Source organism: Bordetella flabilis (assembly GCF_001676725.1).
GTDB classification, from domain to species: Bacteria; Pseudomonadota; Gammaproteobacteria; order Burkholderiales; family Burkholderiaceae_B; genus Bordetella_C; species Bordetella_C flabilis.
Map to the genome: position 1 here is coordinate 3,290,790 of NZ_CP016172.1, position 17,367 is coordinate 3,308,156.

The following is a 17,367-nucleotide window of genomic DNA, read 5'->3' on the forward strand; positions in this document are numbered from 1 at the left end:
GTGCCTGACTGTCCGCCGGGCCCTATGCTTTTGCCGTCTCCACCCTTGCTATCGGCGGAACGTCCGCGCCTGCATGGCGCGGCATGTATGTCGCCGGGTGGCCTACACGTGGAAGGCGCATTCCCGCATCAAATGTGTCCGGGTCATGCCGGCCCCGCGCCGGCCTGGGGCTGCTCCTGGCGGTCCAGCCACCAGTGGCGCAGCCAGCCTTCGTTGCCCCCGCGCGCAACCAGTTCGCGCAAGGCCGCCGGCACCGGCGGCAGCATCAGCGCGACGCCGCGGGTGTGGTTGACCAAGGCGCCGCTCCGGAAATCCACCTCCAGGTCATCACCGGTTTCGCAAACGCTGGTAATGCCCTCGCAGTGATTCAGGACCCGCAGGCCGGTACTGATCGCCGCCCGATAGGCCTGCACCGACATGGATTCGCACACCAGGCCCAAACCCAGCGCATGCATCGCCACATAGCCATTGCCCTTGGGGCCCATGCCGAAATTGCGTCCGGTCACGATGATGTCTCCCGGCCGGCTGCGCTCGGCAAAGCCGGGATCGGTCTCAGAAAACAGATGGGGCACCAGCACGGCGGGGTCCATCTCGCGCGCGGTGATGAAACGGGCCGGAATCACCCCGCCGGGATGCGGTACATCGTGGCCGAGCTTGTAGCAGCGCCCGCGCAATGTCCATTGGAAGTCATGCATAGGCGGCCTCGCTCTGCCGGCGCAGCACCGGGTCCGCATCGAGCCCGCGGGGATCGGCGATACAACCCGCCACGGCGGATGCCGCCACCGTGGCCGGGCTGCCCAGGAACAGGCGCGCATCTGTCGGGCCGAAGCGGCCCGCGTTGTTGTTGGTAGCCGTGGAAATGGACGCCTCGCCAGGAGCGAGAGGCCCCACCACCGCGTCGTTACAGGGACCGCATCCGGCCGGCAGCAGCATGGCGCCGGCTTCCAGCAGGATCTGCATTACGCCCTCCTCGGCCAGGCGGCGCGTGGAGCGCTCCGAGCCCGGCACGACGAACAGCCTGACCCCGTCGGCCACGCGGCGTCCCTTCAGCAGGCTGGCCACGCACAGGAGATCCTCGTACGTGCCGGATCCACAGGAGCCGACAAAAGCATGGTCGACCCGCGTGCCCACCGCTGCGCCGATGTCGACCGCGTTGCCCACATTGCCCGGCAGCGCGACCTGCGGGACGATATCGGCCAGGGCGATGGCGTGCCGCGACTCGTATTGCGCGTCCGGATCGCTGTACACGGGTTCGAAATCGCGCTGCGCATGGCGGCGGCAATACGCCAGCATCGCGGGCGACGGCGGCACGAACACGCCGGCGGCCCGCATCTCGGTGGGCGTGCTGCACAGCGCCACGCGCGCGCCGAAGCCGAACGCGTCCACATCGCCGCCGTATTCGAGCACCCGGTAATCCATGTCGATATCCAGCACCCCTTCCTTCACTTGCCGCGCCAGGTAGAAGCCGATGTCGCGCGCCATCACGCCAAGCGCGAGCCGGCCCCGCAACTCCAGCAAGACGGTCCTGGGCACTTCCACCCACGTCGTGCCGGTAGCCAGCACGCGCGAGATCTCGTTGCCGACGCGCAGTCCGAACGCGCCGACGGCGCCGGCATTGGTCGCGTGGGTATCGTTGTCGAAATAGAACATGCCTGGCAGCACCTTGCCTTGTTCCATCGGAAAGATGTGGCCATGGCCGCCGCGGCCGGCGTCGTAGAACTGCGCCACGCCCCACTGCGCGGCGGCCTGGCGGTTGAAGGCGCCGCGTTCCGCGGCTCGCGCGCTGCCGTAGACGACGTCGTGGTCGCTGACCATCATGACTTTCTGCGGCGCGGCCACCCGGCCAATACCGATACGGTCCAACTCGACCTTCGTTTCCTTCACCAGGCCGTCATGGATCATGACCATGTCGGGGTCCGGATAGACCACCTCGCCGGCGCGCACGCAGGGCTTGCCGCACACACGTGCCAGGACTTTTTCGATCGCGGTGTAGCCCATGTGCCGCCTGCCTCATAAGGGGATGCCACAGTGTCACGCCGGACCGTTGATAAGTAAAATAACAATCAAATATCCAGTCATTGCAAAGTTTTATGAATCTGAATCTGCGGCAGTTGGAGGCTTTCGTGCTGCTGGCGCGCCTGGGCGGGTTTTCCCGGGCCGCCGACCAGCTGCACCTGACGCAGGCGGGCCTGAGCATCCTCATCCGCCGGCTGGAGGAAAGATTGAACGTGCGGCTGGTCGAGCGCACCACCCGCAGCGTGGCGCTGACGCCGGCCGGCCACCAGGTGCTGCCCATCGCCGAACGCATGCTGGCCGACGCGCAATCCATCCTGGCGTGCGGCCGCGGCATGACGCCCGACCAGGCCGGACGCATCTCGCTGGGACTGGCGCCCCAACTGGCCGGCACCGTGCTGCCGGAGGTCCTGAAGGCCTTTCGCGACGACTACCCGCGGGTATCGGTGATTTTTCGCGAATGCGTCAACGAGGAAATCGTCGGCCGCATCTACGCACGTGAGATCGATTTCGGCCTGGGCTTCGGCATCCAGACGAACAGCGAACTGGACAGCCAGCCCCTGACGCAGGACACGCTGGCCGTGGCTTTTCCGCCCGGCCATCCGCTGGCGCGCAAGCGCATCGTGCGATGGAAGGACCTGCTGGCCTATCCCGTCATTACCCTGACGGTGGGCAGCACCATGCGCACGCTGACGGAGAACGTCTTCCTGGCCGCCGGCCAGGCATTGCTGCCCGCCTACGAAGCCACCAATACGATCACCGCCCTGGCGCTGGCGCGCGAAGGGCTGGGCGTGGCCGTCGTGCCCACCAGCATCCACCCCGCCGCCGCCGCGCAGGCCATGCTGCTGCGTCCCTTGCGGGACCCGGTTGTGCGGCGGTCGCTGAACCTCATTACCCGTCGCGGTTCGGTGCTGTCCGACGCCAGCCAACGCTTCATCGCGTTGTTCACGGCCGCGATCACGCGCATAGACGTGCATCCGCCGGCGCATTCGCGTTGATTCCGCGTCGCGGCCTGCGACACCGCGCGGGCATCCCCCGCGTCATCCGACCACCGCCAGCGAGAACCCGTCCCAGCCCTTGCATCCGACGGTCTGCAAGGCCGTGGCTTGCAGGCCAGGAGTACGCGCCATCAGTTCGAAGAAGTCATGCACCCCGCGCACGTCGGCATCGCCCTGCGCCTGTGCATCGGCGATGCGGCCGGCGCGGATGATGTTGTCGCCGATGATGACCGTCCCTTTCCGGGACAGCGCCAGCGCGCCCCGCAGGTACACCGCATTGCTGGCCTTGTCGGCGTCGATGAACACCAGGTCGAATGCCGGTTCCCCTGCTTCGCGCAGCCGTGCAAGCGTGGCCGCGGCATCTCCCACGACAATGCGCACGCGCGCCTGCAAACCGGCATGGCGGATATTGGCGTCGGCCACCTCCGCGTGATGGGAATCGGCCTCCAGCGAGACCAGCGTGCCGTCATCGGGCAGCGCCCGCGCCATGCATATGGCGCTATAGCCGCCCAGCGTGCCGATTTCCAGGATGCGCCGGGCCCCTGTCATGCGCACGAACAGTTGCAGCAGCTTGCCCTGGTTGGGGGCGACGTCATGGGGCGGCAGGCCCGCTTCACGGCAACGCGCCAACGTGGCGGCCAATACCGGATCGGACAATCCGAGCGTCCGTTCGAAGTAGGCGTCGACGTCATCCCAGCGCTGTTCATTCATGGCTTCGTTCCTTGAGGTTCCAATCCGGCAGACCGGGCCGCGCCAACGTTCCAGTACGCCGCGCCGGCGCCTGTGCGTCCCGGGTCAACGTTTCAATAGCGCGGTCAGTTCGGCGATCTGTCCGGCGCAGGCCGCGTGGGCGCGCGTCTCGATGTCGCGGTAGAGGGCGACGATGCGCTCGCCCACGGGAGTCAGCGCACTGCCTCCGCCCGCCGGCCCGCCGGGTCCCGACCGCGTCGCGGGCGCATCCAGGGCGCGATTCAATTCGTCGATCAGCAGCCATGCGCGCCGGTACGACATGCCCAGGCTGCGCGCCGCCGCGGTGATGGACCCATGCGCCGCGATGGCCTGTAGCAAGGCCACCTTGCCCGGTCCGATGGCCAGCAGATCGCCCTGGCGGATACGCAGCCGGAAACGCACCTCGGGCTGGGCGGCGGGCGTGGCGGTCTTCTGTGTCGGCATCCGGGAAGTCACCATGCAGGCAAGAATACACGAGGGCGTTGACGGCACGGAGACACCGGCATGATCGGGCGCGCGTGCACGGGCGCGGCCCGTCAGGCCAGCAGGGATACCGACTTGATCTGCGCCCACACCTGCTTGCCGGCCGCCAGTGCAAGCTGGTCGTGGGAATAGCGCGTAATGCGCGCCAGCAGCGGCGTGCCGTCCGCGTCCAGCCGGACCATCACATGCGCCGGGTTGTCGGCCGGCACGCAACTCTCCACGCGAGCCGGCAATACGTTCAGCGTGCTGCCGTCCTGCTGCCGGCTCAAGGCGAGGCTGACATCGCGGGCCTTGACGACCAGCCGCATGGGGCGGCCCGGCGGCACCGCATCGTGCACCACCCGCAACGTCGCCGCACCGCCCGGCAGCGCCACGGCCAGCAGGCGATACACGGCGTCATAGTTGTCCACCACGCCGCGCACCACCACGGCAGCGTCCTGGGCCAGGGCCGGCGGCAGGCGCAGGTCGGCGAAAGTGGCGCCAATGGGGCCGCTGCCGATGGCGCGGCCCTCTTCCATCAATACGACGTGGTCGGCCAGCCGGGCAACCTCCTGCACCGCGTGGCTGACGTATACGACGGGGATGTCCAGTTCGTCGTGCAGGCGTTCCAGGTAAGGCAGGATTTCCTGCTTGCGCCTGTCGTCCAATGCGGCCAGCGGCTCGTCCATCAGCAGCAACCGCGGACTGGTCAGCAAGGCGCGCGCGATGCCCACGCGCTGGCGCTCCCCGCCGGACAGGCTGGCGGGCCGGCGCTGCAACAGGTGGCCGATGCCCAGCAGCGCCACGGCGTCGTCGGGCTGCACTTTGCGTTCGGCCTTGGCCACCCGCGCGTACCCATAGTGAAGATTGGCGCGCACGTCCAGGTGCGGAAACAGGTTGGCGTCCTGGAACACATAACCCACCGCGCGGCGGTGGCTGGGCACCGCATGGCCGCGTTCCGTGTCCAGCCAGATTTCGCGATTGACCCGCAGATAACCGCTACGGGGCGTCGCCAGTCCGGCCAGGCAGCGCAACAGGCTGGTCTTGCCGGACCCGGACGGCCCGAACAGGGCCGTCACGCCACGCCCCGGCATGTGGAGGTCCACGTCCAGGATGAAACCGCCCTGCTCGAGCCGGAAGCAGGCATGGATACCCGTACCGCTGGCGTTGCCATTCATATCCGCCGGCATCAGCGTCCTCCCCAGGGGTCGCTGCGCCGGGCATACAGCAGCAGCAGGATCACGAAGGAAAGCACCACCATGCCACCGGCCAGCCAATGGGCGCGGCCGTACTCCAGGGCCTCCACATGGTCATAGATCTGGACGGAGACCACCCGCGTGCTGCCCGGAATATTGCCGCCTATCATCAGCACGACGCCGAACTCGCCGACCGTATGGGCAAAGCCGAGCACCGTGGCCGCCAGATAGCCGGGGCGGGCCAGCGGCAGCGCCACGGTGACGAAGCGGTCCCAGGGTCCGGCGCGCAAGGTGGCCGCCGCTTCCAGCGGTTGCCGGCCTATCGCCACGAAAGCGTTGTGCAACGGCTGCACGACGAAAGGCAGCGAATAGACCAGCGACCCCACGACCAGGCCGGCGAAGGTAAAAGGCAGCGTGCCGATGCCGATAGCCTGCGTGAAGCGGCCGATATAGCCTTGCGGCCCCATGAGCAGCAGCAGATAGAAGCCGATGACGGTAGGCGGCAGCACCAGCGGCAGCGCCACGACGGCGCCGACCGGCCCGCGCCAGCGCGAGCGTGTGCGGGCCAGCCACCAGGCGACTGGCGTACCGACGACCAGCAGCAACACGGTCGTCAGCGCGGCCAGGCGCAGCGTGAGCCAGATGGCGGCCGCGTCCTCGGCGTTCAGCACCATGGATCGGCGCCCTTCATGCGGATGCATCCTTGCGGGTCGAGACGCGCGCGCTGCCTGCCCGATGCGCAGGCGGCGGCCGTTTCAGCGTTGATAACCATAGGAGCGGATGATAGCCGCGGCTTCCGGCCCCTTGAGGAAATCCATGAAGGCGCGCGCCGTGGGGTTGTCCTTGCCCCTGGCCAGGATAACGGCGTCCTGGCGTATCGGTTCGTGCAGGGATTCTGGAACGATCCACGCCGAACCGCCGGTCAGCTTGCCGTCCTTGTAGATCTGGGACAAGGCGACGAAGCCCAGTTCGGCATTGCCGGTGGCGACGAACTGGTGCGCCTGCGCGATGCTCTGCCCTTCGACGATCTTGCCGCGCAGCGCGTCGGCAAGGCCGAGCTTTTCCAGCGTCTGCATCGCGGCCAGGCCGTATGGCGCAGTCTTGGGATTGGCGATCGACACGTGCGCATAGCCGTTCTGCTTCAGGACCTGCCCTTCCTTGTCGACGTACCCGGACTTGGCCGACCACAGCGCCAGCGCGCCCGTGGCATAGGTGAAGCGCGAGCCCGGAACCGTCGCCCCTTCGCGCTCCAGCCTGGCCGGCGTTGCGTCGTCGGCGGACAGGAAGACTTCGAAAGGCGCGCCATTGCGGATCTGCGCATAGAACTGTCCGGTCGCGCCATAGGCGGCGACGACGCTATCCCCCGTCCTTTCCTTGAACGCCGCGGCGATCGCTTTCATCGGCGCCGTGAAATTGGCCGCCACGGCCGCCTGGACTTCCGCCGCCCGGGACGGCGTGACGCAGACGGCGGCCATGATGGAAAACGCGAGTGGAACGAAGCGCAAGTGCATGAAGATTCCTGTCCAGCCGCGCGAGGCGGCTTAGCGCGAATAGGAGCATGGGCCGGGCGGACGCCATGCCGGCGATGACGGACCGTTATGCACGGCCAGATACGACGGACGATATAGTACGCAGGATCGGCCGAATCGCCCAGCCCGTCATCGCAACCACGTACCCGGCGATTCAGGCGTTGGTCAGGCGCGTTGGTAGCGCCCGCAGCCAACGCCCGCAACGCACGGGCGGCCCGTAGGCCATTTAGAATCACGACGTTGCGCCATGTGTGGCGCCCATGCCTGCTGCCTGTCCCTGTCCTGCCACTCCCTTTCCGTTCATGTCCGTGCTTTTTCCCCGGGTCCGCCTCGCTCTCCCGTTCCGCCCCGCACGGAGCCGGGTCGTCGCCCGCGCACGCCGAGCCGCGGCAATGTGGCTGCGCGCTGTCCCCGCGCTGGCCGCTCTCGCCCTGGCGGGATGCACGACCTGCTACCAGCCGATGGGATCGGCGCGGGCGACGCCGGCCATCTCCGGACAGGCGCTGACCACCGTGGACGGCGTGCGCTTGCCGCTGCGCACGTGGAATCCCATGGACCAGGCGCCCTGGGCCGCCCTGGTGGCGCTGCATGGCATGAACGACTATTCGAACGCCTTCGACCAGGCGGCGCACTACTGGGCAGCCCAGGGCATCGTCACCTACGCCTATGACCAACGCGGCTTTGGCGCCGGCCCGCGGCCCGGCATCTGGCCCGACACGCCCACCCTGATCGCCGATCTCGATGCGGCGGTCGAGGCGGTGAAGGCGGCCCATCCGGGGCTGCCGGTCTACGTGCTGGGCGAAAGCATGGGCGGCGCCGTCGTCGCGGCGGCGCTGGCCGCCCGCACCGTCGGCCCGCAAGCGCCGCTGGCGCGGCGTATCGCCGGCGCCGTCCTGTCGGCGCCCGCCATGTGGGGGCGGGACGTCATGAATCCGTTCTACCGCTTCACGCTCTGGCTGGGCTACAGCACGGTGCCCGGCATGGTGGTCGAGCCGCCGCGTGGCCTGAAAATAATGCCGTCGGACAACATCGACATGCTGCGCGCCCTGGGCAGGGATCCGCTCGTGCTCAAGCGTACCCGCATCGATGCCTTGAAAGGCCTGGTGGACCTGATGAGCCAGGCCGAAGCCGCCCTGCCGGACCTGCCGCCCGATGTACCGCTGCTGGTGCTGTTCGGGCGGCACGAGCAGGTACTGCCCGAACGCGTGGTCGACGAGACGCTGCGGCGGTTCGCCGCCGCGCCGGTCGATAGCCGGCCGCGCGTGGCGCTGTACGAGGACGGCTACCACATGCTGTTGCGCGACCTGAACGCAGAAACGGTATGGCGGGACATCGCCGCCTGGATGCGCGCGCCCATGGTGGCGGCACTGCCCAGCGGCGCCGAGCGCCATGCGCCCACGGTAGCGCCGGCGACGCCCGCGCCCGCCTCGCGGCAGCTATCCCTTCAGGGTCCGTAGCACATCCGGAATGCGTGCAGGCAGGTCTTCCGCGATCAGGCCGGGCCCGTGCGCGGCCGCCGCCGCGCCATGTATCCACGTCGCGGCGCACGCCGCATCGAAAGGCGCCATCCCCTGCGCCAGCAAGCCCGTGATCATTCCGGTCAGGACGTCGCCGCTGCCGCCCGTGGCCAGGTCCGGCGGCGCATTGCTGTTGATCGCCGCCCTGCCGTCCGGCGCCGCGATTACGGTATCCGCGCCCTTCAGCACGATCACCGCGCCGCAGCGCGCCGCCGCCGTGCGCGCCCGCGCGAGCTTCGGGCCCACGCGCTGGAACAGGCGTCCGAACTCCCCTTCGTGCGGCGTCAACACGCAGGGGCCGCGTATGGCGTCGAACAGCGTATGCGCCGTATCGGAGAACGCGGTAATGGCGTCCGCATCCAGCACCACGGCGCGCCGGGTCGCCAGCGCGGCCAGCGCGTGACCGCGCGTCGCGGCCGATACGCCGGCCCCAGGGCCGATCGCGATGGCGTTCTTGCGCGTGTCCGCCAGCAAAGTCTCGAAGCGGGTTTCGCCACCCAAAGGCAGCACCATGACGCTGGTCAGCGCGGCGGCATAGACGGGCCAGGATGCGCTGGGCGCGGCCACCGTGACCAGCCCCGCGCCGATGCGCGCGGCGGCCAGCGCGGTCAGGCGGGTCGCGCCCGTCATCACCGCGCCGCCCAGCACCAGCGCGTGGCCGCGCGCATACTTGTGGCCCTGCAGCCGGGGCCATGGGAAGCGCGCGATCCAATTGGCCGGCGCGTTCTCCCAGGTGTGCGGAGCGATCGCATCCAGCACGGCATCCGGGATACCGATATCCGCGACTTCCAATTCCCCGCACAGCGCGCGTCCCGGCAGCAACAGGTGGCCGGGCTTCTTGCGAAAGAAGGTCACGGTGATATCGGCCGGCGCGGCGATGCCGCGCACTTCGCCGGTGGCGCCGTCCACCCCACTGGGCGTATCGACCGCGCAAACCGGCAGCGCACGGTCGATGACCGCCTGCAAGGTCGCGGCGGCCACGCCGTCGACAGGCCGCGCCAGGCCGGCGCCGAATATCGCATCGATGACCAGCGTGGCGCCATCCAGCGCGTCGGGCGCCAGCGGCACCACCGGCCCCGGCCACAGGGCGGCATGATGGGCCGCGTCGCCTTTCAACGCGTCGCGGCCGCCGAGCAGGGCCAGGGTGACCGGCCACCCCGCCGCCGCCAGATGGCGCGCGGCGACAAAGCCATCGCCGCCGTTATTGCCGGGACCGCAGAGGACCGCCACGGGCTGGCGCGGCCAGCGCGCCTGGACGGCCCGGGCCACGGCCAGGCCGGCATCTTCCATCAAGGCGACGCCGGGCCGCCCGCCGGCCATGGCGGCCTGGTCGGCCTGCGCCATTTCGCGCGGCGTCAACAGCGCATGCGCGCGCCGGTCCATTGAAGGCTTCGCCGGGTAATCCGCCGCTTGATCGACCACTGTGAGGCTCCTGGGATGCTGGGGCTGCGGCCACGCAGGCCTATGCATCCACAGACTGTAGCGCACTGCCGCCGGTGCGCGCGCCTTAGCCGGCCAGCAGCAGATGCAGCCCCAGCGCTCCCACGCCCACGAAGAAACAGCGCCGGAACGTCGGCGCGCTGACCCGGTGGCGCAGCCATTGCCCCGCCATCATGCCGGCCAAGGCCGGCAGCAGCGCCAGCAGCGAGGCCCAGGCCTCCCGGCCGCCCAGTTGCCCGCCGTGTATCAGGTCGCCGGCCAGGGCGATGGTGGAGGCGGTGAAGGCCAGGCCCATGGCCTGCACCAGTTCGTCCTTATCCAGCCCCAGCGCCTGCAGGTATGGAACGGCCGGGATGACGAAGACCCCTGTCATCGAAGCGATGCCGCCGGTGGTCGCGCCGACGATCGGTCCCGCCCAAGCCTGCACGCCGGGCGGCACGCTGAGCCGCGCCCCGCTCAGGCCCACGGCGGCATAGATCATCAAGGCGGCGCCCAGGGCATGGCCCGCCCACGCGGTCTCGCGCCCTGCCAGCCAGATCCCCACCCCCAAGGTGCCGACGACGATTCCCAGCAGCAAGGGCCATAGGCGCCGCATCAGGTACAGGAAGCGGCCGCCGACGGCCAATTGCCAGACATTGGTCACCATGGAGGGAATGATCAGCAACGCGGCAGCCTGCGGCGGAGCCATAGCCACACTGAGCAGCCCGATGGAAACCGTCGGCAGTCCCAGCCCGATCACTCCCTTCACCAGGCCGGCCACGCAAAAACTCGCGGCGACCAGCAGGATCAGGCCCGTCCCGCCATCGCGGTAGAAATCCAGTAGCGTGTTCATGCCGCCATGATGCCGCGCGCCGACGTCCTTGCAAAGTCGCATTACACTGAGGCAGCCTTCGGTTCTGCCGCAGGCTGAGCGCCTGGAGCCCGACAATGCACTTCGACCTGACCGACCTGCGACTATTCCTGCAGACGCTGGACAGCGGCAGCATCACGGCCGGCGCCGCGCGCTGCCATCTGGCGTTGGCCTCCGCCAGCGCCCGGATGCGCGGCTTGGAAGCCTCGCTGGGCACGCCCCTGCTGCTGCGCGGCCGGCGCGGGGTCCGGCCCACCGCGGCCGGCCAGGCGCTGGCTTACCACGCACGCAGCCTGCTGCAACACGTCGATCGCATGGAGGAAGACCTGGGCGACTACGCCAGCGGTTTCAAGGGCCGGGTGCGCCTGCTCTGCAACACCGCGGCGGTCACGGAACACCTGCCCGAGCCGCTTGGCGCTTTCCTCAGGGTGCATCCCAATATCGATGTGGACCTGCAGGAACAGCCCAGCCATCGCATCCTGCCCGAGCTGCGCGAAGGCACGGCGGACGTGGGCATCGTCTCCGACGCCGTGGACCTTAGCGGCCTGCATGCCACGCCCTTTCGCCGCGACCGCCTGGTATTGCTGGCCCCACGCGGCCATGCGCTGGCGCGCCGCGCCCGCGTCCGCTACACCGAGACCCTGGACCACGATCATATCGGCCTGCCCGCCAGCACCGCCCTGGGCGTATACCTGGATGACCAGGCCGCCCGTGCCGGCCGCCGCGCGCGCACTCGTGTGCGCGTGCAGGGCTTCGACGCCGTGGCGCGGCTGGTCGCGCAGGGCGCCGGGCTGGGCATCATGCCCGAGGCGGCGGCACGTCGATGGGCCGGACGCGCCGGCATCCGGCTGCTTATACTGGACGAGCCCTGGGCCGACCGGCAATTGATGCTGTGCGTGCGTACCATGGAAGGCTTGCCCAATTACGCGCGCGCCTTGATCCAGGCGCTGCAACCGCAAGCCGGAGAACCGTCATGAGCCCGTCCGCCCTGCCCCGCGTCACCATCACCTATTGCACGCAGTGCCAATGGCTATTGCGCGCGGCATGGATGGCCCAGGAACTGTTGTCCACCTTCGGCACGGACCTGGGAGAGGTGGCGCTGGTCCCGGGCACCGGCGGCATTTTCCAGGTGCACTGCGACGGCGTGCTGCTGTGGGACCGCAAAGTACAGTCCGGCTTCCCCGACGCGAAGACACTGAAGCAGGCCGTGCGCGACCGCATCGACCCCGGACGCGATCTGGGCCACGCGGACCGCAAGGCCGCCGGATGACGGCAGGCGGTTTCACCCCGTATGCGATGCGCCCAGGATGACGGTGTACTGCGACGACAGTACACCGCCGTTGCCATGGGCCAGCGCGACCTCGGCATCCGCCACCTGGCGCGCCCCGCATTCCCCGCGCAGCTGGCGTACCGCTTCGATCAGCAGGAATAGCCCGTACATGCCAGGGTGGCAGTAGGACAGGCCGCCGCCATTGGTATTTACCGGCAGGCTGCCGCGCGGCGCGATGCGGCCCCCCCCGACGAATGGCCCACCTTCTCCCTTGGCGCAAAAGCCCAGGTCCTCCAGGAACAGGATGGTGTTGATGGTGAAGGCGTCATATACGCCCACCACGTCGATATCGGCGGCCCGCAGGCCCGCCTGTGCGTAGGCAATCTCGCCGGAGCGCTGCGCGCCGGTCCGGACCAGATCCGGCATGTTCGATATCGTCAGGTGCGTGGTCACGTGGCCGGCTCCCAGCAGATGCACGGCGGGTTTGGCCAGGTGCCGGGCGCGCGCCGCGGAAGTCACCACGATAGCTCCCCCGCCGTCGGTGACGAGGCAGCAATCGCGTATCGTCAGCGGATGGCTGACCATGCGCGACGCCAGCACTTCTTCCACCGTCAACGGGGCCTGCTCCCAGGCAACGGGATTCAGCATGGCCCATTCACGCGCCGCCACCGCGACCTGGGCCAATTGCTCGCGCGTCGTGCCGAACTCGTGCATATGGCGGGCCGCCGCCAGGGCATACGCCGTGGGCGGCAGGAACGGCTTGAAGGGGTGCTCGTAGGGATTGCGTTCCGCAGGGCTGGTATTCCTGCGGCCGAGCGAACGCTGTGTGCTGCCATAGGCGATGACGGCCACCTCGCAGGCGCCCGCGGCGATGGCTTGCCGGGCGCGCGCCAGATGCCCCATGAACGAAGAACCGCCCGTCGAACTGGATTCGATGTAGGCCTCGGGCAGGTTCAGGTATTCGGCCAGCGCCAGGCCTGCCATGCGGCTTTGCGTGGTCGCGCAGAACAGGCCGTCGACGTCCCGCAGCCCCAGACCGCAATCGGCCAGGGCGCGCTGCACGCCCTGCGCCATGAGGTCCATGGCCGAAAAGCCGGGGCCGACTTCACCCAGGTCCGATTCCGCGGCGCCGACGATCACGGCGCGGCGGTCTTGCGTAAGTGTCTGCATATCAACCAGCCGGTGTGAATACGGGATAGGGATCGTCGTCGTCCGCCTCTGCCTCGTGCGGCCGGAAGCGCACCCGCAGGCCGATCGCCACCTGCAGGGGCGGCACTCCTTCGACGCGGCTCATCAGGCGAAAGCCCTCGTCGCAGTCGACGAGCGCGACGTTGTAGGGCTCGCCCTTGCGCGGGTAGACCACGGAAGTGCTGTATACCGTGCCCCAGCCCTGGCTGGTGCGCCATTCCAGGCAGTCCTGCCCGGAGTACGGGCACAGCACGCGCGGAAAGAACACCGGCTTGCCGGCGACCGGGCTGTACTGGTACGCCAGCCGGCCCGCCCGCAGGTGCGCCAGGTATACCGCGTACGGCGACTGTGCGTCTGCCTTCATGGTCACTTCCCCTTCGCGTACATCACCGATATCGTTTCGGCCACCATGGCCGGCCGTTCCCGTCCTTCGATTTCGACACGGTTGCCGAAAGTCAGGCGGGCTCCGCCTTCGATGGGCTCGTAGCGCTCCAGCGTACGGTGCAGGCGGATGCGGGCGCCGCATTGCACCGGCGCGGTAAAGCGCACCTTGTTGGAACCATAGTTGACGCCGCGGGCGCGCTCCCGCACCCGGCAGATCGTGGCGCCCAGGTGCGTCACCAGCGACAGGGTCAGCATCCCGTGGGCGATGGTCTTGCCGTCCGGCAGTTCGCGGCGCGCCCGCTCGACATCGACGTGGATCCAGTTATCGTCGCCGGATACGCGGGCGAAGTCATCGATGCGCGCCTGGTCGATTTCGATCCAGTCGCTGCACCCCAGGGGTTTGCCGACGTATTGCTCGAGGTCATAAGGGGTATCGACTTCCATCACTTTCTCCTCCTCCTTCGGTTCAGGCCGTGGCCAGCGCGGGCGCCAGCAAGCCGCACAGCCGGTCGCGCACCAGCACTTCCGCTTGCGATACGATGCGCCGCACCAGGTCCGCGCAGGTGGGCACGTCGTCGATCAGACCTTGCACCATGCCCACGGTCCAGATGCCCTCTTCCACGTCGCCCTGCTCGTAGACGCGCCGGCCCTTGCCCCCGGCGACCTTGGGACCGATCTGCGCGATACCGGCGCCATCCTTTTCCATGTCGATGACGCTCTGCGCCAAGGCCGTGCGCGCCACGCGACTGCTGTTGCGCAGGCTGCGCAGGATCAGGCAGGTGTCGGTCTCGGTACTGCCCACGATGGTGCGCTTGATGTTGTCGTGCACCGGCGATTCCTGCGTGCACATGAAGCGCGTGCCCATATTGATCCCTTCGGCGCCCAGCGCCAGGGCCGCCACCAGGCCACGCGCATCGCCGAAACCGCCCGAGGCGATGACCGGGATGCTGACTTTCGACACCGTCGCGGGGATCAGGATCAGGCCCGGAATATCGTCCTCGCCGACGTGGCCGGCGCACTCGAAGCCGTCGATGCTGACGGCGTCGACGCCGATCTGCTCCGCCTTGAGCGCATGGCGCGGCGTCGTGCACTTGTGGATGACCTTGATGCCGGCGGCCTTGAGGGCGGGCATGTGGGCCGCCGGGTTGTTGCCGGCCGTCTCCACGATCTTTACGCCCGCATCGATGATGGCGTCCCGGTAGGCCTCATACGGCACCGGCTTGAGCGTCGGCAGGAAGGTCAGGTTGACCGCGAAGGGCTTGTCCGTCATCGACCGCACGCGTGCGATTTCATCGGTGAGCGCCTGTGGCGATGGCTGCGTCAACGCGGTGAGCACGCCCAGCGCGCCGGCATTCGACACAGCGGCCACCAGCTCGGCGCGGGCGACCCACTGCATGCCGCCCTGGACGATGGGATGCTCGATGCCGAGCAATCGGGTAATAGCGGTTTGCACCGTCACACTCCTTTAAGCGCGGGCGGCGCCATGCGCCCCCGCCGGTTCGTCCGGAAAGGGACGGTAGGGCCGGCATTGCGGACTGAGCGTCAGCGGGGCATCGGTCAGGGCCTGCAAGGCCGGCAAGTCCAGCCCTTCGGCCATGCGGGTCACCACCAGTCCGGTATCCGTGACCTCGATCACGGCCAGATCGGTATAGATCCGGTCGACGCACGCCGCGGCAGTCAGGGGATAGGTGCATCGCTCCAGGATGCGGGGCTCACCCGACTTCTGGCAGTGTTCCATGAGCACCCATACCCGCGCCGCGCCCGCGGCCAGGTCCATGGCGCCGCCCACGCCGGGGATCTGGCCTTCGGCGTCGGTGCTCCAATTGGCGAGATCGCCATTGGCCGCCACCTGGAAGGCGCCCAGGCAGGCGATATCGATGTGGCCACCGCGCACCATCAGGAAGGAATCGCTGTGGCTGAATACCGATGCACCGGGCAATAGCGTGACGAACTGTTTGCCGGCATTCAGCACGTCCGGGTCCTCGTTGCCGGGCGCCGGGGCGGGACCCAGGCCGAGCAGGCCCTGCTCGCTGTGCAGCAGCACTTCGCGGCCGGCAGGCACGTAGTCGGCGATCAGCGTGGGCACCCCTATGCCCAGGTTGACGCAGCTGCCCTCCGGGATATCCTGGGCGGCGGCCCGCGCCATGTCCTGGCGGCTAAGTCCTTTCTTCATGCGGCACCTCCACGAGCCTGTCGATGAAATTGCCGGGTGTGACGATGTGCTCCGGATCCAGCGCACCCAACTCGACGATTTCACTGACCTGGGCGATGGCAAGCCTGGCGGCGCCGGCCATCACGGGATTGTTGATGCGGGCGCCGCGGTGGTACACCAGGTTGCCCCACCGGTCTCCGCGCAGCCCCTTGATCAGGGCCACGTCGCCACGCAGCGGCGCTTCCAGCACGTACGCCTGGCCGTCGATGATGCGCGTTTCCTTGCCTTCGGCGAGCCGCGTGCCCGCGGCGGTGCGGGTGAAGAACCCGCCGATACCGGCCGCGCCGGCACGGATACGTTCAGCCAGCGTTCCTTGCGGCACCAGTTCCAGCTCGATCTTGCCAGCGGCGTAGAGCTCGTCGAAGATGGTCCGGCCCTGCAGGCCGCGCGGGAACGAACACACCATCTTGCGTATGCGGCCGGCCCGCATCAGGTCGCCCACGATATCGGCGCCGATGGTCGCGTTGTTGGCCACGATGGTCAGGTCGCGCACGCCCAGCTCCAGCACGCCCGCCAGCAGCGCCGCCGGGCGGCCCGACGTCCCGAAGCCGCCCACCAGCAGCACGTCGCCATCCCTGACCCCGGCCACCGCATCGGCGATGCATTTGACGCGTTTGTCGATCATGGCTCAGTCCAGGTCCTTGCCTTTCATATCGGCATTGCGGCGCGCCCGCCGGGCCAGGTCCAGCAAGACCGGGCCGATGCGCTCGGGGTCGTCCACCGGCTCCGCCTCCGGCCCACGGTGCCACCCCTCCAGGGCGGCGAGGAAGCCGCCTCCCACCTCGAAGAGGCGGCCGGTGACTTCTTCGCTCTGTGCGCTGGCCAGCCACACCACCACGGGGGCGATCCAGCGCGGATGGCGGGCGGCGATCTCCTCCGGCGTGCGCTCGCGCAGGCTTTCGGTCATGCGGGTCTGTGCATGCGGCGAAATGGCATTCACCGTGACGCCATAGCGCTTGAGCTCGCGCGCCGCGATGATCGTCATGGCCGCGATCCCGGCCTTGGCCGCGCCATAGTTGCACTGGCCGATGTTGCCGAACAGTCCGGACGATGAAGAAGTATTGATGATGCGCGCATTCACCGGCTGGCCCGATTCCTTCTGCAGCGCCCGCCAATACGCGGCGGCATGGTGCGAGGGCGCGAACGTCCCCTTCAGATGGACCTGGATGACGGCGTCCCACTCGCTTTCCTCCATGTTCACCAGGGTGCGATCGCGCAGGATGCCGGCGTTGTTGACCAATGCGTGCAGGCCGCCGAAATGTTCGACCGTGGTCTCCACCATGCGGCGCGCGCCCTGCCAGTCCGACACGTCATCGCCGTTGGCGATGGCGATGCCGCCCGCGGCGCGGATCTCGTCGACGACGGCCTGCGCGGCCGACAGGTCCCGGCCGATGCCATCGCGCGCCGCCCCCAGGTCGTTCACCACGACCTTGGCGCCGTGCGCCGCCAATTGCAGCGCATATTCGCGCCCGATGCCGCGCGCCGCGCCGGTCACGATTACCACGCGGTCTTCACATAACCTGCTCATGCTGTGCTCCTGTTGTTTTTGCCTGTCGCCAAGCGGCGCCACACCGCCCGC

At 68.7% G+C, this 17,367-nt stretch carries 20 protein-coding genes; 4 read left to right on the forward strand and 16 right to left on the reverse strand.

Translation table 11 applies throughout. From position 1 onward, the window contains the following. Positions 1–143: 143 nt before the first annotated feature. The gene (locus tag BAU07_RS14405; RefSeq protein WP_066658942.1) at positions 144–695 is read right to left on the reverse strand and encodes a 3-isopropylmalate dehydratase small subunit; all 552 of its coding nucleotides are present in this window, start codon (positions 693–695) and stop codon (positions 144–146) included. Next, entirely contained in the window at positions 688–1,998 is a 1,311-nt protein-coding gene (locus tag BAU07_RS14410; protein WP_066658946.1) for a 3-isopropylmalate dehydratase large subunit, read from the reverse strand. Before BAU07_RS14410 ends, BAU07_RS14405 begins: the two co-directional genes overlap by 8 nt. Before the next feature lie 92 nt (positions 1,999–2,090). On the opposite strand from BAU07_RS14410, the gene BAU07_RS14415 reads away from it, so the two are divergent. After that, positions 2,091–3,011, forward strand: coding sequence for a LysR family transcriptional regulator (locus BAU07_RS14415; RefSeq protein WP_066658948.1), 921 nt, complete (start codon positions 2,091–2,093; stop codon positions 3,009–3,011). A 42-nt stretch (positions 3,012–3,053) separates the two neighbouring features. Here the strand turns inward: BAU07_RS14415 and BAU07_RS14420 are convergent, their stop codons facing one another. The 5 genes from BAU07_RS14420 to modA form a co-directional block, all read right to left on the reverse strand. Further along, entirely contained in the window at positions 3,054–3,722 is a 669-nt protein-coding gene (locus BAU07_RS14420) for an O-methyltransferase (protein ID WP_066658950.1), read from the reverse strand. 84 nt (positions 3,723–3,806) lie between these two features. After that, a complete protein-coding gene (locus tag BAU07_RS14425; RefSeq protein WP_232338132.1) occupies positions 3,807–4,184 on the reverse strand; it encodes a winged helix-turn-helix domain-containing protein in 378 nt (125 codons plus the stop codon). A gap of 92 nt (positions 4,185–4,276) precedes the next feature. Next, entirely contained in the window at positions 4,277–5,392 is a 1,116-nt protein-coding gene (modC, locus tag BAU07_RS14430) for a molybdenum ABC transporter ATP-binding protein (RefSeq protein WP_066658954.1), read from the reverse strand. Beyond that, the gene (modB, locus tag BAU07_RS14435; protein WP_066665452.1) at positions 5,392–6,072 is read right to left on the reverse strand and encodes a molybdate ABC transporter permease subunit; all 681 of its coding nucleotides are present in this window, start codon (positions 6,070–6,072) and stop codon (positions 5,392–5,394) included. The genes modC and modB overlap by 1 nt, the downstream gene beginning before the upstream one ends. Positions 6,073–6,153: 81 nt before the next feature. Continuing rightward, complete coding sequence (gene modA / locus BAU07_RS14440; protein ID WP_415830305.1) at positions 6,154–6,873, reverse strand: molybdate ABC transporter substrate-binding protein; 720 nt, start codon at positions 6,871–6,873, stop codon at positions 6,154–6,156. 446 nt (positions 6,874–7,319) lie between these two features. Between modA and BAU07_RS14445 the strand changes: the two genes are divergently transcribed. Further along, positions 7,320–8,384, forward strand: a complete 1,065-nt coding sequence (locus tag BAU07_RS14445) for an alpha/beta hydrolase (protein ID WP_066658958.1) — start codon at positions 7,320–7,322, stop codon at positions 8,382–8,384. On the opposite strand, the gene BAU07_RS14450 is transcribed toward BAU07_RS14445, so the two are convergent. Together BAU07_RS14450 and BAU07_RS14455 are read right to left on the reverse strand one after the other, a co-directional pair. Next, a complete protein-coding gene (locus tag BAU07_RS14450; protein WP_232338133.1) occupies positions 8,364–9,866 on the reverse strand; it encodes an NAD(P)H-hydrate dehydratase in 1,503 nt (500 codons plus the stop codon). The two genes, BAU07_RS14445 and BAU07_RS14450, sit on opposite strands and share 21 nt — an antisense overlap. Before the next feature lie 85 nt (positions 9,867–9,951). Then, positions 9,952–10,716 (reverse strand): sulfite exporter TauE/SafE family protein, encoded by a 765-nt coding sequence (locus BAU07_RS14455; RefSeq protein WP_066665453.1) that lies wholly within the window; start codon positions 10,714–10,716, stop codon positions 9,952–9,954. 95 nt (positions 10,717–10,811) lie between these two features. Between BAU07_RS14455 and BAU07_RS14460 the strand changes: the two genes are divergently transcribed. Next, positions 10,812–11,711, forward strand: a complete 900-nt coding sequence (locus BAU07_RS14460; RefSeq protein ID WP_066658962.1) for a LysR family transcriptional regulator — start codon at positions 10,812–10,814, stop codon at positions 11,709–11,711. Continuing rightward, on the forward strand, positions 11,708–12,004 hold the full coding sequence (locus BAU07_RS14465; RefSeq protein ID WP_066658963.1) for an Rdx family protein: 297 nt from the start codon (positions 11,708–11,710) through the stop codon (positions 12,002–12,004). The genes BAU07_RS14460 and BAU07_RS14465 overlap by 4 nt, the downstream gene beginning before the upstream one ends. A gap of 12 nt (positions 12,005–12,016) precedes the next feature. Here the strand turns inward: BAU07_RS14465 and BAU07_RS14470 are convergent, their stop codons facing one another. From BAU07_RS14470 to BAU07_RS14500, 7 genes are read right to left on the reverse strand one after another with little or no spacing between them, the layout of a single operon-like run. After that, positions 12,017–13,174 carry an acetyl-CoA acetyltransferase gene (locus tag BAU07_RS14470; RefSeq protein WP_066658964.1) on the reverse strand — a complete coding sequence of 386 codons (1,158 nt, stop codon included), beginning with the start codon at positions 13,172–13,174 and terminating at the stop codon, positions 12,017–12,019. Between the two features lies 1 nt (position 13,175). Then, a complete protein-coding gene (locus BAU07_RS14475; RefSeq protein ID WP_066658967.1) occupies positions 13,176–13,556 on the reverse strand; it encodes a Zn-ribbon domain-containing OB-fold protein in 381 nt (126 codons plus the stop codon). Between the two features lie 2 nt (positions 13,557–13,558). After that, a complete protein-coding gene (locus BAU07_RS14480) occupies positions 13,559–14,020 on the reverse strand; it encodes a MaoC family dehydratase (RefSeq protein WP_066658968.1) in 462 nt (153 codons plus the stop codon). Between the two features lie 22 nt (positions 14,021–14,042). Further along, complete coding sequence (locus tag BAU07_RS14485; protein WP_157122243.1) at positions 14,043–15,029, reverse strand: NAD(P)H-dependent flavin oxidoreductase; 987 nt, start codon at positions 15,027–15,029, stop codon at positions 14,043–14,045. Positions 15,030–15,041: 12 nt separating this feature from the next. Next, positions 15,042–15,749: a 3-oxoacid CoA-transferase subunit B gene (locus BAU07_RS14490; RefSeq protein WP_066658969.1), complete on the reverse strand. Its 708-nt coding sequence runs from the start codon at positions 15,747–15,749 to the stop codon at positions 15,042–15,044. After that, positions 15,733–16,413, reverse strand: coding sequence for a 3-oxoacid CoA-transferase subunit A (locus tag BAU07_RS14495; RefSeq protein ID WP_066658971.1), 681 nt, complete (start codon positions 16,411–16,413; stop codon positions 15,733–15,735). The genes BAU07_RS14490 and BAU07_RS14495 overlap by 17 nt, the downstream gene beginning before the upstream one ends. Positions 16,414–16,416: 3 nt before the next feature. Next, positions 16,417–17,316, reverse strand: a complete 900-nt coding sequence (locus BAU07_RS14500; RefSeq protein WP_066658973.1) for an SDR family oxidoreductase — start codon at positions 17,314–17,316, stop codon at positions 16,417–16,419. Positions 17,317–17,367 lie beyond the last annotated feature (51 nt).